The sequence below is a fragment of the uncultured Aquimarina sp. genome (genome assembly GCF_947500065.1).
Taxonomy (GTDB): domain Bacteria; phylum Bacteroidota; class Bacteroidia; order Flavobacteriales; family Flavobacteriaceae; genus Aquimarina.
Window position 1 is genome coordinate 109,991 of the sequence record NZ_CANMQT010000007.1, and the last position, 26,679, is coordinate 136,669.

Below are 26,679 nucleotides of genomic sequence, written 5' to 3' on the forward strand. Positions count from 1 at the left end.
ATATTTGTATGGTAAAATTTTTGTATCCCGTATTTTTGCGAACCAAAAGAATCTTCCAATGTACAAATCAATAATTCGACCAATTTTATTTAATTATGATCCTGAAGGTGTACATCACTTTACCTTTAAGATGATAAGAGCTTTGTCTAAAATTCCATTTGTTTCTGGAATTTTTAGAAGTATATATCAAGTAAAAAACGCTACTCTTGAAAGAGAAGTATTTGGGTTGAAATTCAAAAACCCTGTTGGCTTGGCAGCTGGTTTTGATAAAGATGCTAAATTATTTAATGAACTTTCTGATTTTGGGTTTGGATTTGTAGAGATAGGAACATTGACCCCTAAACCTCAGGAAGGTAATCCTAAAAAAAGATTATTTAGATTAAAGGAAGATAGCGCAATTATTAATCGAATGGGTTTTAATAATGGTGGAGTAGAGGATGCAGTACAACGACTGAAGAAAAATAAAGGCGTTTTAATAGGAGGTAACATTGGTAAGAATAAAGTAACTCCAAACGAAACAGCAGTAGAAGATTATAAAATATGTTTTGATGCGCTTTTTGATTATGTAGATTATTTTGTGGTCAATGTTAGTTCGCCTAATACTCCAAATTTAAGAGCATTGCAGGATAAAGAACCATTGACAGCATTATTGAATACACTTCAACAGAGAAATCTTGAAAAAGGTACTGTTGATAATCAAAATGCTAAGCCAATCCTACTTAAAATAGCACCAGACCTTACAGATGAACAGTTATTAGATATAATTGATATTGTGAAAGACACTAAAATAGCAGGTGTTATTGCTGCTAATACTACAATATCTAGAAAAGGATTGAAATCAAATCTCACGTTGGCAAATGAAAAAGGAGGGTTGAGTGGTAAACCACTAACCAATAGATCTACTGAAGTAATCAGGTTTTTATCAGAAAAAAGCAATAAAGCTTTTCCTATTATTGGAGTAGGAGGCATTCATAGTGCTACTGATGCTATAGAAAAATTAGAAGCAGGAGCAAGCCTTGTACAATTATATACAGGTTTTATTTATGAAGGGCCAAAATTGATTAAGAATATTAATAAAGCAGTAATCAAAAAAGGATTATAAACTATCTCAAAATTATTTTCTGGGTTTCGCTTTTTCCTGAATTAGTTAGAAGTCTTACCAGATAAATACCAGAGGTAAGTTGTGTAAGATCAAGGTTGATGTTAGCGTTACTTTGCTTAAAATTATAGCGTCTTACTTGTTTTCCTAGGACATTGTATATTTCAATTTCTTCTATAGTAGCAGATTTTGATGTTAAAATAGATATATCTCCATTACTGGGATTAGGAGAGATTGTAATTTTATCATTTTCCTTTTCGCTAGTAAAATCTTCCGTACTAAGTCGTTTCTGATTAAAAACTATCGTTCCGATTTTTGCTGAATTGAATGGAGAAACTCCTTGTAGACTTGATATTGCTTCCTGAGGCACTGTAGCTGTATTATTTAAACTGTAACCAGTACCATTTTCAGTTCCAGCATCATATGCATATAAATCTAATGTAACTTGCGAAATCCATTGACCTCCACCATCAATCATAGATACGCTATTTACAGCGATCATCCAATCAGGACTGGGAGCAATCATAGATGCAAGACTAATTAAAGGGTAGTCTGAACTTATAGTAAGATCACTTATCGTAATAGTTTTAGAAGTAGGGGTTGGAAATAAATTCGGACCTTCAATAAATTGATCAGCATTATTTGCATTTATCGCAGTAGTAACTTCTGAGTTAAAAGTTCCAAAAAGACCTGTTTCTGCTACTTGTTTGATACCTGCTGTTGCCATTCCTCCCATTTCGAGAAATGTAACACTACTATTGTGAGTAGCACCTACTAATTCTGTAAAATGCGCATTTCCTGGTAATGTGCCATGAGCATCCCAATTGCTTGTAAATACTATGTCATAAACTGCTGTAGTAGTTTGACCAAATGTTGATAATGATAAAAGTAATAAGGTAGTTTTTAGAATAAGCTTTTTCATTTGTATGGTTATTAAATGAGTTGATTGTGTTATATACTTTAAACAGCTGACTAAGGAATAACCCTAATTCTTCGATAATAATTTATTATGAACTGATTTTAAAATGATATGTATATTTTTGAGCTGTCGGTTACTTATGTGAAACCTTACAAAAAATAACAATGAATTTTGAAATCCTATACACTTTTGTAATCGCTACTCTGGCTTTATCCATTTCTCCAGGACCAGATAATATTTACGTACTAATGCAAAGTATTGTAAATGGCAAAAAATATGGACTTGCTACAGTGGCAGGCTTAATATCTGGTTGTTTGGTGCATACTACATTAGTAGCCTTTGGAGTATCTACTATTATCCAGCAAAGTGAAGTGTTGTTTTTTACTATAAAACTATTAGGAGCGCTATATTTATTTTTTTTAGCATATAAGGTTTGGAAAAATAGTGCAGCGATACAACTTTCGGCTGATACTGTAGAGAAAAAAAGTTTGGGGCAATTATTTCGACAAGGGTTTGTTATGAATGTATTAAATCCTAAAGTCTCAATATTTTTTTTGGCTTTCTTTCCAGGATTTTTATTTAGTGAAACGTTAAGTAGTGTAACACAGTTTTACGTTTTAGGTTTTTTATTTATGGGTGTATCTCTTTTAGTATTTAGCTTAATAGCTATTGGGGCAGGATATATCTCAGATTATATTAAGGGTAACTCTAGAGTAGGTGTGTTTTTAAAATGGTTGCAGATCATAGTCTTTATCGGAATCGGAATTTTTATCCTCTTTTCTGAAAAATAAATTAAAAGAAAAGCTGCCATTTTTTTTGGCAGCTTTTTTAGTTTTATAGGCATACAGGTACGCATACATTAAATCGCAGAATTTCACAACCATTACATTCTGGAGAACCCGAAGGAAGATTAGGTTCCAGTTCTCTTCCACCTTTTATGATTTTTTGCTCATTTCTATTTAGTCTTTGTACTCCTTCTAAATTTAAAACGCTTTTCAACATAATTATTTGTTTTTTGAAAATTAAATATTTGTGATCCTTTAAAGACACTCACAGTCTGTGTCTATTTTTTTAATTTATATCCAAATTTATAATGAATAAGAAATAATAAATAAAGGAATAAATGAATGAAAGGATTTAATAAATAAACAAGGTGTTTTGCTATTTAAACGAATCTAGAAGTAGGGATAATTGCTCTCTATTACTACCGGAAACTTGAACTTTGTCTCCGTTATCAAGAATAATAGTTTCTTTTCTAAAAATAGATTCTATATGGGAGATATTAATAAGACAAGATCGATTCGCTCTAAAAAAACCTCGATTTGATAGTAGCTTATCATAGTGTTTTAGAATATTATTGGCTAAAATAGGTTTATGGTCTTTAAGTGTAAAAGAAGTATAGTTACCATCTGCCGTGCAAGAGATGATATCATCAAGATAAATAGATTTATAATGTTGACCAGTGTGTAAAAGTATTTTTGAATTACTTTCTTTAATGAATTCTCTAAAGTGATCATACTTGCTTTGTAGGCTATGCCTTGATTTTACTTGTTGATATCTATTGATTACCTTTTCTAACATTAAAGGATCTATTGGTTTTAATAAGTAATTAAATGCAAAATGTTCTATTGCTTTCTCATAATAGGTGTCATATGCGGTTACAAATATAACTTCAAAGTTTTTTGAATGTATATTATCCAGAATTTCAAAACCTAGACCATCATCTAGGTGTATATCAAGAAAAACCAATTCAGGAGAAGAAGAAGAAATAAGTGCTATACCTTCTTTAATAGATTTAGTTGAACCTACTATATTTATTTGAAAAATTGGATTTTTTAGAAGTTTAGAAAGATAATTTGATGCATCAGTATCATTTTCAATAATAACAACATTAATCATAAAAATAGATGTAAATTCGAACACTAAATTTATGTTTACATCACAAATAATACAACATTGAAACGTCTTTTTTTTATTTCTGTAATTCTATTGGTTAGTTTTAATTCTTTTGCACAAGAAATATTATCCCAGCATTTTATTGATACGATTTCGTTTAAGGAGCCCAATAGAGTTTATATTGATCAAATAAAGTACAGTATACAGCAAGATACTACACTTAAGGGTTGGACAAAATATTATACATTCAAAAGTTACGTACATTTATTTAAACGTGAGAATGATTCTGCATTGACAAACGCTCATAAAGCTATTGAGGCATATGAATCATTTGAATATACCCATCCGGGAGCGGATGGAATTGTTCATAAAGCATATTATATTAAAGGTTTGAGAGAATATTTTGGAAAAAAACCACTTAGTGCATTAAAAACTCTTTATAGAGGATTAGAGCTCACATCCAAATATCCAGAATCACCTGATAAAAAATCTTGGAAGTTCTATATTTTAGATAGAATTTCATACATACATATTGAAGTGGGAGATGTCAATTTAGCACTTGAAACTCGAAAAAAAGCTGCAATGGATACTATATGGATGTCTCATAAGTTTGAAAAAGGTAATAATGAATCGGAAATAGGTTCACTATATAGAGATTTAAAAAAATATGACTCCGCTAAATTTTATTTTAAAAGTGCGCTAAAAACATATCGTGATACTTCACTAATAGATAGTGATAATTATAGAAATGTTAATTTCTTAATTAATCAGGTTATAGCTAACACTGGTATCGGAGACGTTGCTTTAAATCAGAAACAAGATGATTCTGCATATAACTCTTATAATGAATCGTATAATATTTTTAGGACTAATAATCTTGCGGAAGCTAACATTGATGAAAAATTAAAGTTATCTGCCCAAATAGATTATGGATTTATATTATCACATAAGGATAGTATTAAGCAATCAAATGTCGTTTTAAAAAGTGTTCTGGATTCACTAAAAAGTAATTATGATTATAGCCGAGATGAAAAAAGGTTGCTTTTTAGGGTACAAGGTATTCTTAGTAGAAATTTTAAAAAAATAGATGATCCATCAAGCGAATTAATTGTCCAAAAAGAATTAAATAACTATTTGATTAGATATCACGATAATAGTATCACCAAGCAATTACAATTATATGCTGCTGAGTTTGATTTGAAGGAAAAAGATGCGTCAATATCAAAATTAGAGGAATTAACACAGCAACAGAATACAATTGTGCAACAAAAAAATATAATCAATTGGGTTTTAATAGGATTGTTTATTTCATTTTTAATATTGGGAGTGGTGCTATTTAGGCAAAATAAATTAAACAGTAAGTATAAAACGGCAGTCTTGGAGCAACGTTTACTCCGTTCTCAATTGAATCCACATTTTTTATTTAACGCTTTAAGTAGTATAGTAAATTTATCATCCAACAAATCGGAAAAAGTAATTCCATATACACTTAAATTAAGTAGTTTATTAAGATCAATTCTGGAAAATTCTAGAGAAGAATTTGTTTCTGTGGAAGAAGAAATTCAAACGATTAGGGATTATTTAGAGTTACAATCTAATTTTTCTCAAAAATTCAGCTATGATGTTGAAATTGATTTAGATATTGATTCTGACGAGATGCTTATTCCTCCCATGTTTATACAGCCATTTGTTGAAAATGCAATTGAACATGGAATATCAAATATTGAAAAGGGACAAATAACATTGAAACTTGTAAAAGAAAAGAATGAAAACTTGTTAAAGTGCAGTGTTCTAGATAACGGGGTAGGATATACAAAAAGAAATACATTAAAAAATAATACGACAGGTTACCAATCATTGTCAGGCACTATACTAGAGGAACGATTTAAAATTTATTCAAAATCTCTAAAAGTTAATGCCCGATTTGATATTGTAGATAATGATAAGCCTGGTGCGCTGGTGGTTGTATATATCCCTTATGTTTTGGAATAAATATGTGAGAGACTGAACAAAGTGTTCTTAAAATGGTTGCAGGTCATAGTCTTTATCGGAATCGGAATTTTTATCCTCTTTTCTGAAAAATAATCATATTTTTATACTCTAAATTGAATTTCTTCTAGATCGACACGTGTAAATGGCCGAAAAAGTAAAAATTATTGAATGTCCGAGAGATGCTATGCAAGGCATCAAAGACTTTATTCCTACAGAAAAAAAGATTCAGTATATCCAATCTTTATTGCGATGTGGGTTTGATACTATAGATTTCGGAAGTTTTGTGTCTCCTAAAGCTATTCCACAAATGGTAGATACGGCTGAGGTTTTGGCAGGATTAGATTTATCTTCTACAGATAGTAAATTATTAGCAATTATTGCTAATGTACGTGGGGCTAATGATGCGGTACAGCATAAGGAAATTGATTATTTGGGATATCCTTTTTCAATCTCGGAGAATTTTCAGATGCGTAATACGCACAAGACAATTGCAGAATCTGTAGAGGCATTACAAGAAATTCTAAATATTGCTGATAAATCTAATAAGCAAGTGGTTGCATATTTGTCCATGGGCTTTGGTAATCCATATGGAGATCCTTGGAATGTTGAAATCGTTGGAGAATGGACGGAGAAGTTGAGTACTATGGGAGTGAAAATTTTATCACTATCGGATACTGTGGGTACTTCTAACCCTGAAATTATAGATTATTTATATGCTAATCTGATTCCTAAATATCCAGAAATTGAATTTGGTGCACATTTGCATACAACACCAACAACTTGGCATGAGAAAGTTGATGCAGCCTATAAAGCTGGTTGCAGAAGATTTGATGGAGCAATCCAAGGATTTGGAGGATGCCCAATGGCAAAAGATGAACTTACTGGTAATATGCCTACAGAACGTATGTTGTCATATTTCACGACTCAAAAAGCAGATACTAATGTTAGAATGATGAGCTTCGAATCTTCACATAACGAAGCGACTAAAGTATTTACAGCGTATCACTAAGCTTAGATATATTTATTTTTTTTGAGTAACTATCTAAAAATCAGATTTTTGGTTTGTTTTTTGGCTAATTCTATTATTTTTTTTGTTTTCTAAGGGTAAGAATTCTTCTCTATTGGAACATCTAGGTGTTCATACAAACTCTTACATACGTATAAACCTATTTTTAGTTTACAAGTACAATGGATTATTATACTGAAAAATGATAATTATTGATTTGTTGTTTCTTCTAAAAATATAATGAAGGTGTATTGATGATACAATTACAAATATTCTTGCAAGAATAGACACAAACTGTGAGTGTCCATAAATGATCGCAGCAAAAGTAAACTTTTTTAAATTTTTACAATTATGATTAAAAACATTTTAAAATTAAACGGGGCTCAAGAATTAAATAAAGCTGAGCAAAAAGTAATTAGTGGTGGTTTTGGTATTGGTTTAGGAGAATCTCGATGTCCTGGTTCTAGAGAATGTGTAATTGGAGTTAATCCTGGTGGTGATATAGTATGTGGCCCTTGTCATTTATAATTTCAGATAAAGCGGGCTTTATGCCCGCTTTTTATTTTTCTTTAATCACCCTTAATTAAGAATTAAAGTAATAGTAGCTTACAGTAATTTGAATAGATCAGGATATAAATAGATCAAAATATTCTTAGGTATACATAGTGCATGCCTATAAAATTTCTATAAATATTAATTTTTTAAATTTCCACAATCATGTTAAAAAGTATTTTGAAGTTAAACCGAGTTCAGAGATTAAATAGAAGTGAACAAAAAGTAATTAATGGAGGAGGATTTAATATTGGAGGCCTACCAATTGCCTCTAGTTGTGATTTTAATTCATTAACATCTTGTTTGAACGTGTGTACAAATCCAGGAAACACTTGCGCTCCTTGTGCCGATAATAATGCCGTTTCTGGAACATACGAATGTAGAGTAAGTGGTTTTGGTGTAATAGGTTAAATAATTTATCAAATATTTTATAACCTGAATTAGATTAAGTTTTAAGAAGGGAAAGATAGATTACTATAAATAGAGAGCAGGTGATTTTTACTTGCTCTCTTTAATTTATGCATTCTTTTTATGAATATGCGTTCGTAGCAAAAAAATGATTAAGATGATCAGTATAACAGCTGATAATATACTTATTATCAAAAATGGAGTAGCCCAATTATTCTTTGGCAATGGACTTGTATCACCTATAAGAATAAGAGAAGCCCAATAATAAGGAGATGCTTCTGATCCAACATGATTTTTTAAATAGTTAATTTTAGCAGTATGCAGTGACTGTGATTTAGAAATTCCTAGATCTAGGTTTTTGTAAAAATCTCGTAATATAAGTTGTGAAGATTTATCATCAACATTCCATAAAGAAGAAACAGTACTTTGTGCTCCTCCATAAAAGAAACCTCTAGCTAAACTCATAACTCCTTCTCCAGTTTCTATTTTTCCATCTGTTGTTTTACAGGCACTTAAAACCACCAAGGAAGCATTGTTTGGAGATAGACTTAGTTCATCTAAATACATTTTTTGCTTACTAAAAGCAATCCACGGTGCTATAGAATCATTAGCATCAGCATGAGTTGCTAAATGAATGATATTAGCGTTCCCTAGTATATCAGTAAAAGATTTTTTGGTCGCTTTTTCTTCTAAAAATATTTGACCCTTAAAATATTGTTTTAAAATATCAACCTCCGCCATACTTTCCGTTAACTCATCTAATTCAGGATCATTAAAGTATACAGGTGCAAAAGCAGCAAAGTTTTGATTGGATAGTACTATGTTATTTTTGTTTTGATCATGAAATGTGTTACTATACTTATAGCTTATTTGATGGTAATTGATAAGATAATCTCTTTGCTTTGTTTTTGATACAATTAAACTTTCGAAAGGAATTTTACTTAAATAATTATCAGGAATTATAGTAAGGTTTTTATTCGCAATAACTTCTCTTATTTCAATAGGAAATAGTTTATCATACGCTTTTAGAGATAAACTATGATAATCTAAAATATCGTTATCTGTTCTGAATGGTTTTAATTGCTTTTGATAAAGTTGTTTAATTAGTTTTTTAACATCATTTATTTCAAAAAAATATGCTTTTTCTCTACTAATACAAATAAGATACACCTTGTTCTTATTTGGGTAGACCCCATAACCTTCATCTATATTTACATGATATTCTAATATAATTTCATTAGTATCTAAAGAAGCTTGGATTTCATTAATTGATTTAGGAATATATGTTTTTTTTATATTATTATAGCCTGGATATATTTTTTGAATACTATCCAAAAGCTGATTAAGTGCTTGTTTATTTTTTAATAAAGATTCCGAAATATTATTAGTAGATGAATTAGTTCGTTCTAGTTCTATAATTATTTTTTGAAGTTGAAGTTTACGATGTAAAATATCTCTGCTTAATTTGATGTTTTGTAATTGTTGTTGTTTGCTGTTTTCTTCATAGAGTAATAATGCTTTATTTTTCTCCTGAAGGAAATGACCAACATCAATTCTTTTAGATAAAAATGCCGCTTTTAACGCTCTACCATAAAGTTCTGTTGCTTTACGACGCCATATAAGTTTTGTTTGTGTTTCATCTGTATTCTTATTATAAAGGTCAATTATAGTATCGGCAATTAGGAAAAAATGAATAGATTTCTCCAGTGAAATGGGATTGTTAGTGTTCTCATATTGTAGTAAATAGGCTTCTGCTAGGTTATTAATTATTACCCATAGATTATCATTATCAAAGTACGTGTTTAATGTTTTTTCGATTATTTCAGGAGCTTTAGATCTAAAATCAAACCCTGTCAATAAAGCTAATGACTTATGGAAGTGAGAAATACTCTGATCATAATTTTTTAACTTACTATTACTAAGCCCTAAACTAGCGTATGATATAGATTGAATATATTCAGATTGAGTATTAAATCGTAAAGCTTTTTTATTGTATTGTATTGTATTTGTAGGATTAGAGTGATCATATAAGTTTCCTAATAAATTATATGTTTCGGATATTCCTAAAGAATCTTGTAATTGGTTAGCTATTACTAGCGCCTCGGATCCATATTTTTCTCCAGATTTAATATCTCTGGTTTTGTAATCAACATAATAAGATAAAAGTGCTTTTTTTATTTTTAGCGTTCTTGTTGTAGGTACATTTATTGATTTTGTAAGAGAATCTGCTTCAAGTAAGTTTTTGATTAACTTATTACTAGCTTTTTGCGTATTAATTCTTGAGTAGGTGTTAGAAGAGTTGATATGATTTATTATCAAACGTTGTACATCTTTTTCTTCTCTAAATTTTTTTTCAGCAACTTCAAAATATTGTTGAGAATTGTAATAATCCCCATTTTCATAATATGAGAATCCCAGTAAAGAATATACTCTGGCTGTTCTAATCGGATTGGCGTTTATACTGATAGCCTCTTTGTATGCTTCAATACTTTTATCGCGGATTTTTATTGCATTATAAAATTGCCCTAGTTTATGATACTTTTGTTGTAAAGAGGTGTCACCTCTCTGATTATATGTGATTGAAATTAAAAGGGCTTCAATAGCCTTGGAAACCCTTTTTTTTCTAAAATGCCAATTAGCATATTTGTTACCAATAATATCAGTAGCTAAGTATTCTTGATCATTGATACGCTTGCATAATAAAGAATCTATCTTTAATGATTTTATACTATCGTTAATGGTTAGACTATGAATATTATTATAACTTTCTTCCTGAGCTATAATGATACTAGTAATAAATATAAAAGCAAAATAGAGTCTCATGTGTTAATCGTCTAACTCAATTTCTTCATGCTCTGTGACTGCAGCTTTTACAACATCATTAGCACGTGGGCAATCGTTTATACCAGAATCGTTTAATATAGGTTCAAGAGGTATTATACTTAAATTAAATGTCCAAGTCTCATTTATGCCATTAGGATCAATGGCAACTAGAGGATGCTTACCATAATCTTGTTCAAAGAAAATTCTAACATCGTTTTTTTCTGAATCTGTTATTGGTAACTTCCAAATTATCTTAATAATCTGGTTTGTTTCTGTACAATTAGATGAATTGTTACCGCGTACTACTATTCCTTTACTTAAATTTTCATTGGTATTAAGGTCTTTCTCTAATATTAATGATTTTTCTAGTTCATCAGTAGAGCATCCAATTACAAATAAACTAAATACAAATAGAATTATTTTTTCTGTTTTCATAATTACAAATGTGATATTAATATGTTATTTTGCCTTAATGTTCTTTATGGTCCATAATCTTACCCTAGATATTAATGAGTAAACAAAAAGATTTAGAATATCTCGAAGGATTGCGCAATGGTGATACTAAAATCATTAAAGCATTATATACCACGGTTTTCCCAAAAGTACGGGATTTTATTTTTAAAAATAAGGGGAAACATCATGACGTAGAAGAAGTTTTTCATAATGCATTATTTCAATTAACGATACGTTTAAAAGTTGATACTATAGAAATAAACTCTTCTTTCGAAGCATATTTATTTACTATGTGTCGAAATATATGGAGAAAAGAGCTAAATAATCAAAAAAGATGGGTAAGAAAAGATGCGTTCATGACACTTAAAGAAGAAGAGTATGATCACAGTGAAGCCATCATTGCACAAGAAAGGTGGGACTTGTTTGAAAAAAAAATAGAATTATTGTCTCCTAATTGTAGAGAATTGTTAAAAGCATATTTTAAAAAAATATCATACACGGAGATTGTTGCAAAATTTAATTACTCATCAGATAATGTGGCGTTTCAACGTATCTTTAGATGTAAGAAGCAATTAGCAGATTTGATAAAAAGTGATAGTAGTTATGAAAAACTGAAGAAGTGATGGAAGAAGAAATGTATATGAAAATTGAAAAATATTTCAGCGGGCATATGCCAAAAGAAGAGATGATACAATTTCAAAAAGAAATAGATACAAATACTATCCTAAAAGAAGAGGTAACATTGTATAAAGCTATCAATTTTCATCTTTCTGATACTGCATACGAAGATGATTCATTTTATAATACAGATTACAAAAAGAAGTTAGATACCTATATAAAAAGTGACACAGGAAAGAAAATAAAAGAAAATTTATTGAATGCTCGAGCTGAACAGGAGCAGCGCCCAAAAAATAATAAATCAAGTAGTAAGCGTTTTTTATACGTTGCAATTTCTACAGCTGCTATGGTTTTATTGATTTTTGGTTTTTTATTTATAGATGGATCGGAAAAGGACCTATTTGCAGAGTATTATAAGGTAGAAGAATTACCATCCTTTACCAGTAGATCAGGAAAGACATCATTATTATCGACGGCAAAATCTAATTTCAGAGCGACTAATTTTGATGCTGCTTTATCTAATTTTGAGGAATATATATTAGTTAGTGATAAAGATTTGGATCCTCTTGTTTTTATATATACAAGTCTTATTTATGCTGAAAAAAATGATCTAAAAAAAGCTATAGAGCAGTTAACTATTTTGGAAAACTCTAATAGTATAGATCGTTCAAGATCTTTATGGTATAAGGCATTAGTGTATTTAAAATTTGAAAAGAAATCAGAAGCAAAAAAAACACTAAATGTCCTGCTCGAAAATGAAAATAATTATAAGTACTTAGAAGCTAAGAAGCTCTTGGAGAAGTTATAATTTTTGCTTTATAAACGATATCGTTATGATTGCCATAGTAATCAAACAGGTATATCCTTGTAGAAAAAAGTATTCACAACAGAAATAATATTCTTATTCTAAATATTGTAATAGCTTGCTTTAGTAATAGGTCAAGGCCGTTCATGAATGTTTGAAATCACTCCTTTTTTTTCTTCAATTGTTAAAATTTTAAATTTATTTAGATTTAATATAAATAAAAATTTGCTAAATACATTTGGTTAAATATATTTGCAGCTATTAATTAACTATTTGTAATAAGTCTAAATAAAAAGCAATGAAAATCAAAAGTCTATTCAAAATTGTATGTATATCTGGCACGGTTATTTTAGGTTCATGTTCTTCAGATGATGATGCAATAACGGTAGTTCAGGTAGAAGCTCCTGCAACATATGTATTTGAACGAGAAGGAGAAAGTACAGTTAGTTTCAGCGGGCAAACTACTAGAATAGCCATGGCAGAAGCTATTGTTAATGAATTTAAAGATAATGCAAGTACAGAAACAATTATAGATGCGATGTTCGATCATCAGGAAAATGCTAATGATTTTGATGATGCGGATTTGAATTCTTCTGATAAAAGTGTACGAAGTAAAACAGCGGCAAGCGTAGATTATTTTTCTGCAAATACAGTAAATGCTGCGGCAATCAAAGCTGATTTTGATGGTTGGATTAAAAGTCAAGTTGATGACGTTTTTCCTAATTGGGAGATAACTGCTACTGCAGGTACTCCTGGAGTTATACAAGAAGGAGGAGCAAATGGTTCTAACAGATATGTAAATGCTAAAGGTTTAGAATTAAATCAAGCCTTTGCAAAAAGTTTGATCGGAGGATTAATGACTGATCAGGCATTAAATAATTATTTGGGAACTGCTGTTCTTGATGAAGCAGATAATATAGTAAACAATGATAATGAAGTTGTAGCGGATGGGAAACCTTATACTACGATGGAACATAAATGGGATGAAGCTTATGGATACTTATATGGAGCTTCTGTAGATCCTGCAAATCCTAACGCTACTATAGGAGCAGATGATAGTTTCCTTAATAAATATATTGGTAGAGTAGAAGGAGATACTGATTTTGAAGGAATAGCAAATGATATTTACAATGCATTCAAATTAGGTAGAGCTGCTATTGTAGCTAAGAATTATACCGTTCGTGATCAGCAAGCAACTATTATTAGAGAAAAAATTTCACAAATCATTGCAATTAGAGCAGTGTACTATTTGCAACAAGGTAAAACAGCTTTAGAAGCTTCTACAATTGATTATGCAAGTGCATTCCATGATCTTTCTGAAGGATATGGGTTTATTTACAGTTTACAATTTACAAGAAGACCTGATAGTAATACACCGTATTTCACAAGAACTGAAGTACAGGATTTGATAGATGACCTAATGGGAGGTACAAACGGATTTTGGGATGTGACTCCAGCAACATTAGAAACATTATCAGAAACAATTGCATCTAAATTTGATTTTACAGTAGCTCAAGCTGGAAGCTAAAAAATAAACAAAGTATAAAATGATAAAAAAAGAGGTAGGAAGTTATATCATTTCGACCTCTTTTTTTACATTTGCAAAAATTTATTAAGAATAAATAAAAATAAGATGGTGAAGTTTCGATTTTTAATAGTGGTTGTTTTGGTTCTTATTGTAGCTGCATGTTCATCTAGTGATGATGGCGCTGGAACAACGGATGATTTTAATAGAAAAGCTATGTTAGAAAATATAGCAGATAATATTATTATTCCGGCATATCAAAATTTTTCTACAGATATGGCTGCATTAAAAATAGCAACTTCGGATTTTGTAACTACTACGGATGAGGCTAATCTGGTTTCTTTAAGACAAGCTTGGTCAACGGCTTATATCTCTTGGCAATCTGTTAGTATGTTTGAGATAGGTAAAGCAGAGGATTTATTATACAGAGATTTTTTAAATGTATATCCGGTTGATATCACTAATATAGAAACTAATATTTCTTCAGGTACTTATGATTTAACTTCTGTATCGCTGCAAGATGAACAAGGATTTGGAGCATTAGATTATTTACTTAACGGTTTGTCTGATACGGATGCTACGATTCTTGGTTTTTATACAGATGCCACTAGTGGAAGTACTTATGAAAATTACCTTACAGATGTTGTAGATAGAATGGATGGATTAACAACTCAGGTTCTAAATGATTGGACAGGAACCTATAGAGATACTTTTGTAAATAATAGTGGTTCTTCTGCAACAAGCTCAGTGGATAAGTTAGTAAACGATTTTATATTTCATTACGAGAAACATTTACGTGCTGGTAAAATTGGTATTCCCGCTGGTGTGTTTTCTGGAACTCCTCTAGAGGATAGAGTGGAAGCATTGTATAAAGGGGATTTGTCAAAAACACTCTTTAATGCTAATCTTAATGCATTACAAGATTTTTTTAATGGTAAACATTTTAATAGTAGCTTCAATGGCGAAAGCTTAAAGACATATCTTGATAATAGAGATAAAAAAGAGCTGGCAGTAATGATTAATGATCAGTTTAATTTATCTAGAACTACAGCTTTGGGATTGAATAATGATTTTTCAGAACAGGTTCGTACGAACAACGATTTAATGCTTGAAACATATAACGAACTTCAAAAAAATGTAGTTTTCCTTAAAGTAGATATGCTTTCGGCAATATCAGTTATTGTTGATTTTATTGATGCAGATGGAGATTAATTTGTTTTAGCATCATATGAATTATCGTTTAAACGAATATCTTAAAAAAAATACTGAGGCTGCACCACTTGCAGTCTTTCGTATTTTTTTTGGATTAATGATGTTGATCAGTATTATTCGTTTTTGGAGTTATGGATGGATAGATAAATTATATGTTAAGCCTTCTTTTTTCTTCTCTTATTATGGTTTAGAATTTATTAAACCATTAGGAAATTATACATATTTTATTTTTGCTTTATGTGGTATTTCGACCATATTCATTACGATAGGATATAAGTATAGAATAGCGATTGTAACATTTTTTCTAAGTTTTACTTATATAGAATTGATGGATAAGACTACCTATCTTAATCATTACTATTTTATTAGTGTCCTTAGTTTTTTACTTATTTTTTTACCGGCAAATGCCTACTATTCATTAGATGCTAAATTAAAAGGAACTTCTTTTCAGAAGATTCCAGCTTGGTCGATTGATGCGGTCAAATTATTATTAGGGATCGTTTATTTCTATGCAGGTTTGGCAAAACTCAACTCTGATTGGTTACAAAAAGCAATGCCTCTTAAAATTTGGCTACCTTCTAAATATGATACGCCCATAATAGGAGACATAATGCAGCAGGAATGGGTACATTATGTGTTTAGTTATACAGGAGTGATATACGATCTAGCGATTCCATTTTTATTGATATATAGAAAGACAAGAATTTTTGCCTTTGTGATGGTGGTAATTTTTCATGTTTTAACTAGAGTGCTTTTTCCAATAGGCATGTTTCCTTACATCATGATTGTCAGTGCAATGATATTTTTTGACAGCAGTATTCATCATAGGATATTACAGTTTTTCTCTAAAATATTTAGAATAGCAAAAGCAAATTTTGATACAGGAAAAACTTTAAATTTTCTCCCAAGTAAGACCAAAATTATTGCACCAGTATTGGTGTTGTTTTTTGTGATCCAGTTGCTTTTACCGTTTAGATATGTGTTATATCCTGGAGAATTATTTTGGACAGAAGAAGGATATCGATTTTCTTGGAGAGTGATGTTAATGGAAAAAGCAGGGTATGCTAATTTTAAGATCGTAGATAAAGAAACTGGGAAAAGATTTTACGTAGATAATGACGATTTCTTAAGTCCGTTTCAGCAAAAACAGATGGCAACACAGCCTGATTTTATATTAGAATACGCACATTATCTTCAAGCACATTTCGAAAAACAGGGGCATCAAAATGTACAAGTGTTTGTAGAAAGTCATGTAGCGCTTAACGGTAGATTAAGTACTCAGTATATTGATCCTAATGTGGATCTGGGAAAACAAAAAGAATCATTTAAACATAAAACGTGGATTATTCCATTTAAGGATGAGATTAAGGGATTGTAAAGTAGTTATCTTTTTTTTATTAGTAACTGCAATCGTTTCGGCGCAGTATAATGTTATAGGTATTGTAAAAAACCAAAATAATCAACCGGTTTCTGGAGCAGAAGTGTATAATAGGAGTACGGGACAACAAGTAATTACTGGAAGTGATGGTAGTTTTGAGCTTACTGATGTTGAGGAGGGGAAGTGTTTAATTGCTGTATTTAGTTTTGATTATGAGATTTTAGAACAGCAAGTAGCAATTAGTAAGAATACCGAAATTAATTTGACTTTGAATCCTTTGGGAGAGGAACTTTCTGAAGTAGTTATAACTCAACGAAGAGAAAAAGTTTTTGGACTTAAACAATTAAAGGAAGTTGAAGGAACAGCTATTTATGCAGGAAAGAAAAGTGAGGTGGTATTGCTAAGTAATGTGCAAGGTAATCTAGCTTCTAATAATGCGCGACAAATTTATGCGCAAGTAGCGGGTTTAAATATTTATGAAAATAGTACCGGCGGATTGCAGCTTAATATTGGAGGGAGAGGATTGGATCCGAATCGTACAGCAAATTTCAATACTCGTCAGAATGGTTATGATATTAGTGCAGATGTACTAGGATATCCTGAGAGTTATTATACCCCACCTGCAGAAGCTATTGAAGAAATACAAGTAGTGCGTGGAGCCGCTTCTTTGCAATATGGAACACAATTCGGCGGGTTGTTAAACTTTAAAATGAAGAGGCCAAATCCAAATAAAAAAATTGAATTGGTTTCTCGTCAAACATTAGGTTCCTATAATCTTTTTACGAGCTTCAATAGTTTAGGAGGCACTATTGGTAAGGTAAGTTATTATACCTATTTCAATTATAAAAAGGGGGATGGGTTTAGAGCAAATTCTAAGTTTGATTCTAAGAATGCCTATTTTCATTTAGGATATCAGTTGTCTGATAGAACAAAGCTGATCGGAGAATTTACATATTTAGATTATTTGGCAAAACAACCAGGAGGTTTAACAGATACACAATTTAATATAGATCCTACATTTAGTAATAGAACTAGAAATTGGTTTGATGTAAACTGGAAATTATTTTCCTTGAAACTTGAACATGAATTTTCTGACAAGACAGATTTTAGTTTTAATTTGTTTGGATTAGATGCTTCGAGATCAGCTGTTGGTTTTAGAGGGATTCCAGGTAGTCTAAATACTAATCCTATTACAGATGTAGATGAAGTTGATGGATCTGGTAATTTTGTAAACTCAAGGGATCTTATTGTTGATAATTTTAGAAATTGGGGTGCAGAAGCAAGATTACTTACTAGATATCAATTATGGGACGAAGAGTCTGTGTTTCTTATTGGTTCAAAGTATTATAAGGCTTCTAATGATTCAAGACAAGGGTCAGGAGGCATAGGATCAGGACCAGATTTTAATTTTCAAGATGAAGCTTTTCCCGATTATCCAAATCAATCTTCTTTTGATTTTCCTAATGTTAACCTAGCTGTTTTTGGAGAGAACATATTTAAATTATCTGATAAGTTTTCGGTTACTCCTGGATTTCGATTCGAGTACATTAAAACAGAAAGCGAAGGAATTTTTAATGATGTAGTTTTTGATAATGCAGGGAATCCTATTGCTAATAATTTGGAAACTGATAATAGAGAATTAGATCGATCTTTTTTCCTATTTGGAATAGGGTCGAGTTATAAAATTAGTAACTCTTTAGAAGCGTATGCGAATGTTTCGCAGAATTATAGATCTATAACTTTTAGTGATATTAGAGTAGTAAGTCCAACATTTAGGGTTGATCCTGAAATAAGTGATGAAGAAGGATTTACTGCTGATATCGGAATACGAGGTAGGTTAAACAATATGTTGTCTTATGATATTAGTGTTTTTGGATTGGCATATGATGAACGGATAGGAATTGTGTTTAATAATAGAGCAGAGCGGGTAAGAGGGAATATTGGAGATGCTTTTATATATGGTGTTGAAAGTTTTATAGATTGGAATATCTGGAATACTTTTGCTGAAGATAACAATGATTACAGATTAAATGTATTTGCAAATACTTCTTTTACAGCTTCAGAGTATACTTCGTCAGATATTTCGGGTGTAGAGGGTAATAAGGTAGAATTTATACCAGAGATTAATCTAAAAGCGGGATTGAAATTTGGTTATAAGAACTTCTTAGCAAATATCCAGTATACATATCTTTCTGAACAATTTACAGATGTTTCAAATGCCTCCGTTGCTTTAGATGGAGATAGTAGAAATGGTATTATAGGTGAAATACCTTCATATTCAGTATTAGATCTCTCTCTCTCTTATACTTACAAAAAGTTTAAGTTAGAAACTGGAATAAATAATCTTTTAGATGAGAGTTATTTTACCCAAAGAGCAACAGGGTATCCTGGACCAGGGATCATTCCTTCTGATCCATTGACTTGGTATACAACATTACAATTTAAGTGGTGATTTAATAAGATTTAACTTTTGTTTACTTGTATAATTAACTTTTGTTCAATCTGTAGTTTTAGTTTAAATCTATAGATTTGTTAAAAACACACATTATGAAAGAGTTTGAAGGGTATGATACTATGATGGCAGAATATTATAATGCTACACCAGCACTTGTTTTACCATTATCGTCCTGGGAATTTTATGGAGAACATAATTGGCTTTTGAATAATTTTAAAAATGATCTTGATTCATTAAGTAAAATTACTAAAAAGTGGGATTTTGAAGATGTTTACCATAATGAATTAGTTCATAAGAAATCAGTCATTGTTATAACTAATACCGATCTTAAAATAGTATTTGCTACTCGTAATATAGAAAAAATGAGCGGTTATTCTCCTGATGAAGTAATCGGTAACTCTCCTAAAATGTTTCAAGGAAAAGAAACGGATCAAAGTACTTCCCAAACTATCAGAGAAGCAGTGAATAGGCAAGAACCATTTGAGGTTTCTATTGTTAATTATAAAAAGGATAACTCTACTTATTTGTGCCATATTAAAGGTTTTCCAGTTCTTAATAAAAGAGGGAAGCTTATTAATTATATAGCATTCGAGCAAGCTGCTTAGTATACTTGTCGAGGCCTAACTTTTCTAACTCATTTCGAAATAAGTGCTTTTTATCAGTTGTGTTACTCTGACTTTTGTAAATAAAATAGTTGTTATTTGATACTGTTATATCGTTTGGTTATTTATTCAGTTAATAATTCTGGGTTAGTAATTTATCTGTTATAAGCATTTTTATTTCATAAAGAAAATGTTGAGAATGGAATTTTAAATATTTAAAAAAAACTATTCCCAACATATTTTTTTTATACGTTTCTTTTCAGGATATGTAACGTTTTGTTTTGTAGTCTGCTACTATGGTTCATTTTAGTATGACCTAATACATAGCTAGATTATATTTAATTACGAGCTCTTTTAGGATATTGAGGTCTTTTACGCTCTTTTGGTGGATTTTTTTTCAGTTCTTTTAAGGCTATTTCTATAGCTTTTTCTAATTGAGGATCCTTTCCTTTAATTACTTCAGATGGTAATTGCTCTACCTCTATATCTGGTGCAACACCAACATTTTCTACAATGAAACCATCTTCTGTCCAAATTGCTACATTTGGTGCTGTAACACTAGCGCCATCAATAAATTCTGGAAATCCTAAAACTCCAACTAAACCGCCCCAGGTTCGTTTACCTACCATTTGTCCTACTTTAAATTTTCTAAACATCCATGGTAGCATATCTCCACCAGATCCAGCAGTTTCATCAATGATCATTACTTTTGGTCCCTGAATAGAAGCACTTGGTGTTTTTAGATCTTTTCCATACCTGAAATTCCAATGAGACTGATAAGGATTTAATAATAAGTTGATGTAATAATCCGCTATTTGACCACCACCATTAAAACGCTCATCAATAATAATGGCTTTTTTATTAGCTTGAGGAAAGAAATATCTTTTAAAATATTCATGACCGGCACCAGCAGTATTAGGAACATATACATAAGCAACTTCTCCATTGGTAGCTTCATGTACTTTTTTAAGGTTTCCTTCAACCCAATCACGATTACGTAATCGATATTCACTTGATATAGGTGTCACTTTTACAATTCTAGAATCTTTGTAGGTGCCATTAGAGCTTACGGTAATTTCGGTGATTTTATCAGCAGTATTCTCGAAAACACTAAAAAGGTTCATAGTGCCTTCTAGGTTTATTCCATTTACTGCTAACAAATAATCTCCTTTATTGATTAATACTCCAGGTTCTGTTAGTGGAGATCTTAAATCAGGATTCCAATTTAGTCCACCATAGATTTTCTTAAATCGATATCTGTTGTTTGTTATTTCATAATCAGCGCCAAGAAGACCTCCAGGGATTCTTTCAGGAGTATTTAATTTTTCTCCACCTCCTTGTAATCTATGGTGTCCTACAGATAATTCACTACACATCCATTGTATCACTCTATTAAGGTCATTTCTACAAGAAAGATGGGGTAAAAACTGTTGGTATTTCTTTTTCATTCCTTTCCAATCGGAGCCATGCATTCCAGGATCATAAAAATAATCACGATTGATTCGCCATGCTTCTTCGAAAATGTTTTCCCATTCATCTATTGGGCTCATTTTTACTTCTATTTCGTTAACTTTTAAGGTCCCTTTTCCGTCTTTTGGCTTTTTAGCTATTTCTGTTATTGTCCATGTATTATTTTTTTGATAGAGCATTTTTTTGCCATTAGAGGAAATAGCATAATTATCCAATTCCATTACCTTAGTGTCTTTGCGTTCCTTCAGATCGTATTCGTGTAGAGAGGAAGGAATTGAACGATCTAGAGGGTTTGATGAGATGTATAAGATTTTATTAGCTTGCCCTGAATTTAATTCACGATAGTTACCTGCTTTTATAGGGATATCAATGATTCTATTTTGTATTCCATCAATATCAATTTGCAGTAATTTCTTGGAATCTTCATTTTTGTCTTCATCTTCTGAAGATTCACCTTTTTCTTTAACTTCTTCTTCATCGCTTTCTTTGGCAAAAGGAGAAATGATATCTTTTCTAAGTGTAGCTAGATAAATAGAGCTGCTAGATGTCATATCTTGATTAGACTGATCAAACCAGTTAACAACCGGTCCGGCATCGGTAGAAGCAAAGAAGTAAATATAATCGCCACCAGGATCAAAAATAGGATTGGTAGCATTACTTAATCCGTCACTAATAGGATGTGATTTGGATTCTTCTATGTGATGTAAAAATACTTGTTCGTAGTTAGAATCTATGATTTTCGAATAAACAATCCATTTAGAATCCTTAGACCAATCTCCAAAAATATTTCTGAAAGCTCCTGGAACATAATATTCATCATTGGCAATTTTAGAAACCTTTTTAGAAGCGATATTTAAAATATATAAATTTCTACCATTATCCGAAAAGCTTATTTTTTTACTATCAGGAGACCAATTGGTATAAGCATAAAAACCAGTGCCAGGAATTTTAAATCTTTGAGGATCTCCTTTACCATCTTGGGATTTAATATATAACTCATATTCTCCTGAATCATCGGAGAAATAAGCAATACTTTTTCCATCAGGAGACCAAGCCGGATATTTTTCATGACTGCCAGGGCTTTGTGTTAGATTTCTAGGATCTCCTTTACTTTCTGGAACGGTTACAATTTCTCCTCGATAATCAAAAACAGCCCTTTTTCCCGAGGGAGATATATCAGCAGTGCGTATATGTTCGGAGCCGCTTATATATCTATCACGTAACTCTAAAAGATCTGTGGCTATCCCTATGGTTAGTTTGGTGCTTGTTTTTGTGCTGATATCATACGTATGGAGGTAACCAGCTTGTTCAAAAATTATTTTATCAGTCCCTAAATCTGCATTAGTAATTGGAAATTTATCAAATTGAGTAAGTTGTTCTATTGTTTTCGAGTTTATCTGATAAGAAAATAAATTAAATTCTCCATTTCGGTCACTCAAAAAGAATATAGTGTCATTTTTCCACATGGGCTGTACATCATTACTTCCACCTTTAGGTTGTGGGATTTTTATAATAGATTTATCTGCAAAAGAAAACAGCCATATATTTGCTGTTGTACCACCTCGATAGTTTTTCCACTGATGAAAACGTTCTCTTATTGGAGTGTAAGCCATATGCTTTCCGTCTGGTGAATAAGTAGCATGCCATGCATTCGGTATTTCTAGTTCGGTTGGGAAACCACCATTGATAGCAACTTGATAAAGCTTTGAATATCGGTTAGTATGAATTGCTCTTTGAGAGTTGAAAAGTACAGAATTACCATCAGGAGAAAACCCTAATGTAGTGTCTCTCATTGGATGCCAGGTAAGTCTTTTAGGAATTCCTCCTTCTACCGGAATAATAAAAACATCAACATTTCCGTCGTATTCTGCATTAAAAGCAATAAGCTTACCATCGGGAGAAAAAACAGGGTTAGATTCTATTCCTTCATCTATAGTAAGTCTACGAGGTTGAGTCCCATCTGATTTAGCTATCCAAAGATCTTCCGCATAAACAAAAGCGATATGTGATTGGCTGATCGCTGGTGTATGTAGCATTCGGGTATCACTAGGATCTGTAGCATAAGATTTGATAGAATACAAAGCCGTTAATAGCAGTATCTTATAAAGAGTAGAGTTTAAATTTTTCATGACTTGTATGATTGATGAAGATTTATGTTTTTTATTTAATGGATGAAATTAAGTCTTTATGAATTGGATTTTGTTAATCATATTTTAAAATAATATAGTTTTATAAACCTTAAGTCTTTAATTGATTATAAAACCCGAAAACTATTGTTTGTTAGTTTGTTAATCTGTTGTTAAACATGTTTTGTTACTGTAACAAAATGTGATTTCTCTTCGTCTTATAAGTATAAATCATAAAAAACGAATAGAATGAAAAAATTAAATGTTATGCTGTTAGCAGCAGTATTTGCAATCTGTAGTATTGCAAGTGCAAGTACGAAACCAACAAAATCAGAAACTAATTTCACAAAAGAAATTAAGGAGTTATTAAAAAAGCCTTCATTTGAAGTTGAAAATGAAATAGAGGCTAGTGTTACGTTTACCTTAAATAATGAAGGTGAAATCGTTGTGCTTTCAGTTGATTCTGATAGTGATAGAATTAAAGGTTTTATCAAAGACAGATTGAACTATAAGAAAATCGAAACGAAGCTAGATGCTGATATTAAGTTTTATACAATGCCGGTTAGAGTAGTGGCCTCGTAAAGTATAGTTTCTTAAAAAGTATGATCCCGGATTAATCACCCGGGATTTTTTATGCAATCTATTTTATGTGAAATGATGTTGGTTATTTTCCTGTAATATAGTGTATACTTACCGTTGCTAAATCAGAATCAGGAAATCTAGAAAAATAATTTGGGTTACTTTCTAAACCAACTTCTTTAATAATCTTAAGAAAAGAAGTAATTTCTAAAATATACTGATCAGAAAATCCATGAGTCGCATCATACGCTGTTGCTGCAGTGTTTCCTATATTTTTAGCGGCAACATCAGGAGAAATAGTATGTAATTCAATAACGATTAATCCAAATTTGGCAATATGCGGTTCCCATTTCTTAAAATGATCTTTCAGGTTGCGTTCTACGTCATCATTACTCAGTAATTTTCCTCTAAAAGCAAATGCACCTGTAGATTTGCTGGGAGTATCTAATTGTGATGTGGGTTCGCTCCAGATTCTGTTATGATCAAGAAAAGTTCTTACTGATAGGAGGTCTTTTAATTCAATCTTATAATTTTCTTTTAAATCTGTTTCTAAAAGATCAGGATCGCTAATGTCACCCCAAATTACTTTGGCCCATATATCTGCCTGAATTAGATTGGCTCTAGTGACTTTAAGAGCGGCTTTATTATAATCCGCTCCAACTAAAAATAAAGGATGATCATCCAGATGTTTTCCTCTTAATGTTTTAGATGCTATAATTTCAAAAAGATGAATAAGAAAAGCTCCATTTCCACAACCCATATCAAGAATTCCTTTGGGTTGTTCTTCTAGTGGTTTGTTAAATAAACTAATAATAATTTCATCTATTTTTTTAAAATAAGTGGCGTGAGCACCACCACTTCCCCAAACATTCATTTCACGGTCTACATGAGTCTCATCAACATTTTGTTCTGTGTTCCACAAAACCTTAGGATCTCCAAATAGTAGTTTGTCCATTTGCCTGAACATGGGGATATAAGAAACCGTTACTCCATAGGCTGTTGCTCTTTTGGCAAAAAACAGTCCTTTATTAGTAAACGTATAATTTTCATTGTTTTTACTGAACCATCCTAAAGTGCTTAAAAAGGTCAGAATTGTATCAAAACTTGCAGGAAAGCGATGATATTCATCTGCGCTAAAGGATGCTTCCATAAAATATTTATGAAACATTCCACCCATTCCAAGATGAACGATTGTTGGCCCAACGAGAATACCTTCTATATGTTTTAATATTTGTTGTTGTATTCGACTTATTAATGGATCTTCAGAAAGGGTGAGATTGAATGAGTTTTGGTATTGAGTAATTAACTTTTCTAATTTATGAAAAGGTTCCAATTCGAATTTTCTGGGATGGAATTTACCAGAATACTCCAGAAGATCTATGACACCTTCATATAAGTAAAAATGTTCGAATGCTGTTTTTGTATATGCATTTATAGATACTTTTACAGAATTTTGTTCAATTTTATAATCTAGCCATCCTTGAGAGGATAACATTCTTAGTGCAACATTAAGATATCCAGAATTTCCATTAAATTGCTCCGCAATTTTAGATACAGATGCAGTTTGATGAGTAAGGAGATAACCAGTAATATTGTTCTTAAAAATAGAATAAGCAACTGGCGCTACAGCGATTCCGTCTAAATGCCTAAATAATTCTTCTCGGAATATTTGTTTTTCTTGTTTTGTAAGCATAAAACCTTATTTGATTTGGTTGTAGAGTTTACTGTGATTAGTCTCATCCAAATTAAGGATTTATTTTTGAAGATAGTGTGCTATGCTTTCTTATTTGCGGTAGTTTTATCTTCTTTTTTAGGCATAGGACCTCTTAGGTGAATGACCAGCCCATTTAAAAAGTTCCGCAAAATTTGGTCACCACACTCCATATATTTAGGATGATTTTCATTTCTGAAAATAGCTCCAAGTTCACTTTTAGTCACCTTAAAATCTACCAGAGCACAAATCTTTACGATATCATCATCTCTCAGTTTGTGTGCTACTCGTAATTTTTTAAAAATATCATTGTTCGTTAATCCCATAAAAGCAAAGGTACTTTTTTAAATGAGTTCAAAGAAAAAAATATCGTTTATGTTCTATAACAAATATGTTTATAGGATATTTGCATACTCAAAATTTTATATTAAAAAGATGTATAGTAAGGAAGAGAAATTAAGTTTATTATCAGAAATGATTGATTTTGCAAAGGCTGATAAAAAAATAAAGGACGAAGAATATAATTTTATTTTGGCTGTAGCCTCTCAACTTGAAATAACAGAGGAAGAGATTGGTCATTTGGTAAGAAATAATGCGGAAAAGAAACATCTACAACCAGAGTCGCAAAGAATATTACAATTTCATAGATTGATTTTACTAATGAATGTTGATCAGGAAACATCACAATCAGAAATTCATAAAATCAGGGAAATGGGATTGCATATGGGATTAAGATCTGAAGCTATAGATTCTGTGCTTAAAGAAATGCATAACTATCCTAATAAAGTAATTCCACCGAAAGAATTGATTACAATTTTTACTAGATTTTATAACTAGTAAAAATATCTACTTATAATATCCGATACGCAAACCTTCAAGTGCAGCTTGAAGGTTTTACTTTTTCGTGCATTTCTGTCATTCAAAAAAACAAATAATTGACAAAATGACATAGTTTAAATATGCAAAAGTGACATTTTGACATAAAAACAGCAATGGAACTCTAATTGCTATATACTCATTGAATTTGAAATATAGAATAACTTAAAAATA

23 protein-coding genes are annotated in these 26,679 nt (G+C 31.2%); 15 read left to right on the plus strand and 8 right to left on the minus strand.

The window, feature by feature from the left end:
- Positions 1 to 58: 58 nt before the first annotated feature.
- Positions 59 to 1,102, plus strand: a complete 1,044-nt coding sequence (locus Q0975_RS19495) for a quinone-dependent dihydroorotate dehydrogenase (protein ID WP_299439747.1) — start codon at positions 59 to 61, stop codon at positions 1,100 to 1,102.
- A 1-nt stretch (position 1,103) separates the two neighbouring features.
- Here Q0975_RS19495 and Q0975_RS19500 read toward each other — a convergent pair whose 3' ends face one another.
- Entirely contained in the window at positions 1,104 to 2,021 is a 918-nt protein-coding gene (locus tag Q0975_RS19500; RefSeq protein ID WP_299439749.1) for a spondin domain-containing protein, read from the minus strand.
- 161 nt (positions 2,022 to 2,182) lie between these two features.
- On the opposite strand from Q0975_RS19500, the gene Q0975_RS19505 reads away from it, so the two are divergent.
- Positions 2,183 to 2,809, plus strand: coding sequence for a LysE family translocator (locus Q0975_RS19505; RefSeq protein ID WP_299439751.1), 627 nt, complete (start codon positions 2,183 to 2,185; stop codon positions 2,807 to 2,809).
- Between the two features lie 43 nt (positions 2,810 to 2,852).
- Here the strand turns inward: Q0975_RS19505 and Q0975_RS19510 are convergent, their stop codons facing one another.
- Both Q0975_RS19510 and Q0975_RS19515 read right to left on the minus strand, forming a co-directional pair.
- Entirely contained in the window at positions 2,853 to 3,020 is a 168-nt protein-coding gene (locus tag Q0975_RS19510; RefSeq protein ID WP_299439753.1) for a hypothetical protein, read from the minus strand.
- A gap of 159 nt (positions 3,021 to 3,179) precedes the next feature.
- Positions 3,180 to 3,917: a LytTR family DNA-binding domain-containing protein gene (locus tag Q0975_RS19515; RefSeq protein WP_299439755.1), complete on the minus strand. Its 738-nt coding sequence runs from the start codon at positions 3,915 to 3,917 to the stop codon at positions 3,180 to 3,182.
- Positions 3,918 to 3,974: 57 nt separating this feature from the next.
- Between Q0975_RS19515 and Q0975_RS19520 the strand changes: the two genes are divergently transcribed.
- The 4 genes from Q0975_RS19520 (at position 3,975) to Q0975_RS19535 (ending at position 7,875) form a co-directional block, all read left to right on the plus strand.
- The gene (locus Q0975_RS19520) at positions 3,975 to 5,906 is read left to right on the plus strand and encodes a histidine kinase (RefSeq protein ID WP_299439757.1); all 1,932 of its coding nucleotides are present in this window, start codon (positions 3,975 to 3,977) and stop codon (positions 5,904 to 5,906) included.
- A 142-nt stretch (positions 5,907 to 6,048) separates the two neighbouring features.
- Entirely contained in the window at positions 6,049 to 6,915 is an 867-nt protein-coding gene (locus Q0975_RS19525; RefSeq protein WP_299439759.1) for a hydroxymethylglutaryl-CoA lyase, read from the plus strand.
- A gap of 348 nt (positions 6,916 to 7,263) precedes the next feature.
- Positions 7,264 to 7,440 carry a hypothetical protein gene (locus tag Q0975_RS19530; RefSeq protein WP_299439761.1) on the plus strand — a complete coding sequence of 59 codons (177 nt, stop codon included), beginning with the start codon at positions 7,264 to 7,266 and terminating at the stop codon, positions 7,438 to 7,440.
- Between the two features lie 189 nt (positions 7,441 to 7,629).
- Positions 7,630 to 7,875, plus strand: a complete 246-nt coding sequence (locus Q0975_RS19535; protein ID WP_299439763.1) for a hypothetical protein — start codon at positions 7,630 to 7,632, stop codon at positions 7,873 to 7,875.
- 105 nt (positions 7,876 to 7,980) lie between these two features.
- On the opposite strand, the gene Q0975_RS19540 is transcribed toward Q0975_RS19535, so the two are convergent.
- Positions 7,981 to 10,695, minus strand: a complete 2,715-nt coding sequence (locus Q0975_RS19540; protein WP_299439765.1) for a CHAT domain-containing protein — start codon at positions 10,693 to 10,695, stop codon at positions 7,981 to 7,983.
- Between the two features lie 3 nt (positions 10,696 to 10,698).
- Positions 10,699 to 11,130, minus strand: coding sequence for a hypothetical protein (locus tag Q0975_RS19545; RefSeq protein WP_299439767.1), 432 nt, complete (start codon positions 11,128 to 11,130; stop codon positions 10,699 to 10,701).
- A 74-nt stretch (positions 11,131 to 11,204) separates the two neighbouring features.
- Here Q0975_RS19545 and Q0975_RS19550 point away from each other — a divergent pair, with 74 nt between their 5' ends.
- From Q0975_RS19550 to Q0975_RS19580, 7 genes are all read left to right on the plus strand, one after another.
- Positions 11,205 to 11,771, plus strand: a complete 567-nt coding sequence (locus Q0975_RS19550; RefSeq protein WP_299439769.1) for a sigma-70 family RNA polymerase sigma factor — start codon at positions 11,205 to 11,207, stop codon at positions 11,769 to 11,771.
- On the plus strand, positions 11,771 to 12,574 hold the full coding sequence (locus Q0975_RS19555; RefSeq protein ID WP_299439771.1) for a hypothetical protein: 804 nt from the start codon (positions 11,771 to 11,773) through the stop codon (positions 12,572 to 12,574). The genes Q0975_RS19550 and Q0975_RS19555 overlap by 1 nt, the downstream gene beginning before the upstream one ends.
- A 295-nt stretch (positions 12,575 to 12,869) precedes the next feature.
- Complete coding sequence (locus Q0975_RS19560; RefSeq protein ID WP_299439773.1) at positions 12,870 to 14,099, plus strand: DUF4856 domain-containing protein; 1,230 nt, start codon at positions 12,870 to 12,872, stop codon at positions 14,097 to 14,099.
- Positions 14,100 to 14,204: 105 nt separating this feature from the next.
- The gene (locus tag Q0975_RS19565) at positions 14,205 to 15,308 is read left to right on the plus strand and encodes an imelysin family protein (RefSeq protein WP_299439775.1); all 1,104 of its coding nucleotides are present in this window, start codon (positions 14,205 to 14,207) and stop codon (positions 15,306 to 15,308) included.
- Between the two features lie 16 nt (positions 15,309 to 15,324).
- Positions 15,325 to 16,686 carry an HTTM domain-containing protein gene (locus Q0975_RS19570; RefSeq protein WP_299439777.1) on the plus strand — a complete coding sequence of 454 codons (1,362 nt, stop codon included), beginning with the start codon at positions 15,325 to 15,327 and terminating at the stop codon, positions 16,684 to 16,686.
- The gene (locus tag Q0975_RS19575) at positions 16,667 to 19,138 is read left to right on the plus strand and encodes a TonB-dependent receptor (protein ID WP_299439779.1); all 2,472 of its coding nucleotides are present in this window, start codon (positions 16,667 to 16,669) and stop codon (positions 19,136 to 19,138) included. The genes Q0975_RS19570 and Q0975_RS19575 overlap by 20 nt, the downstream gene beginning before the upstream one ends.
- A 95-nt stretch (positions 19,139 to 19,233) precedes the next feature.
- On the plus strand, positions 19,234 to 19,746 hold the full coding sequence (locus Q0975_RS19580) for a PAS domain-containing protein (protein ID WP_299439781.1): 513 nt from the start codon (positions 19,234 to 19,236) through the stop codon (positions 19,744 to 19,746).
- A gap of 335 nt (positions 19,747 to 20,081) precedes the next feature.
- Here the strand turns inward: Q0975_RS19580 and Q0975_RS19585 are convergent, their stop codons facing one another.
- Positions 20,082 to 23,342 (minus strand): S41 family peptidase, encoded by a 3,261-nt coding sequence (locus Q0975_RS19585; protein ID WP_299439783.1) that lies wholly within the window; start codon positions 23,340 to 23,342, stop codon positions 20,082 to 20,084.
- A 264-nt stretch (positions 23,343 to 23,606) separates the two neighbouring features.
- On the opposite strand from Q0975_RS19585, the gene Q0975_RS19590 reads away from it, so the two are divergent.
- A complete protein-coding gene (locus tag Q0975_RS19590) occupies positions 23,607 to 23,921 on the plus strand; it encodes a hypothetical protein (protein ID WP_299439785.1) in 315 nt (104 codons plus the stop codon).
- Between the two features lie 82 nt (positions 23,922 to 24,003).
- Here Q0975_RS19590 and Q0975_RS19595 read toward each other — a convergent pair whose 3' ends face one another.
- Positions 24,004 to 25,611, minus strand: a complete 1,608-nt coding sequence (locus Q0975_RS19595) for a class I SAM-dependent methyltransferase (RefSeq protein WP_299439786.1) — start codon at positions 25,609 to 25,611, stop codon at positions 24,004 to 24,006.
- An 80-nt stretch (positions 25,612 to 25,691) separates the two neighbouring features.
- On the minus strand, positions 25,692 to 25,955 hold the full coding sequence (locus Q0975_RS19600) for a DUF1456 family protein (RefSeq protein WP_299439788.1): 264 nt from the start codon (positions 25,953 to 25,955) through the stop codon (positions 25,692 to 25,694).
- 109 nt (positions 25,956 to 26,064) lie between these two features.
- Between Q0975_RS19600 and Q0975_RS19605 the strand changes: the two genes are divergently transcribed.
- Positions 26,065 to 26,466, plus strand: a complete 402-nt coding sequence (locus tag Q0975_RS19605; protein ID WP_299439790.1) for a TerB family tellurite resistance protein — start codon at positions 26,065 to 26,067, stop codon at positions 26,464 to 26,466.
- Positions 26,467 to 26,679 lie beyond the last annotated feature (213 nt).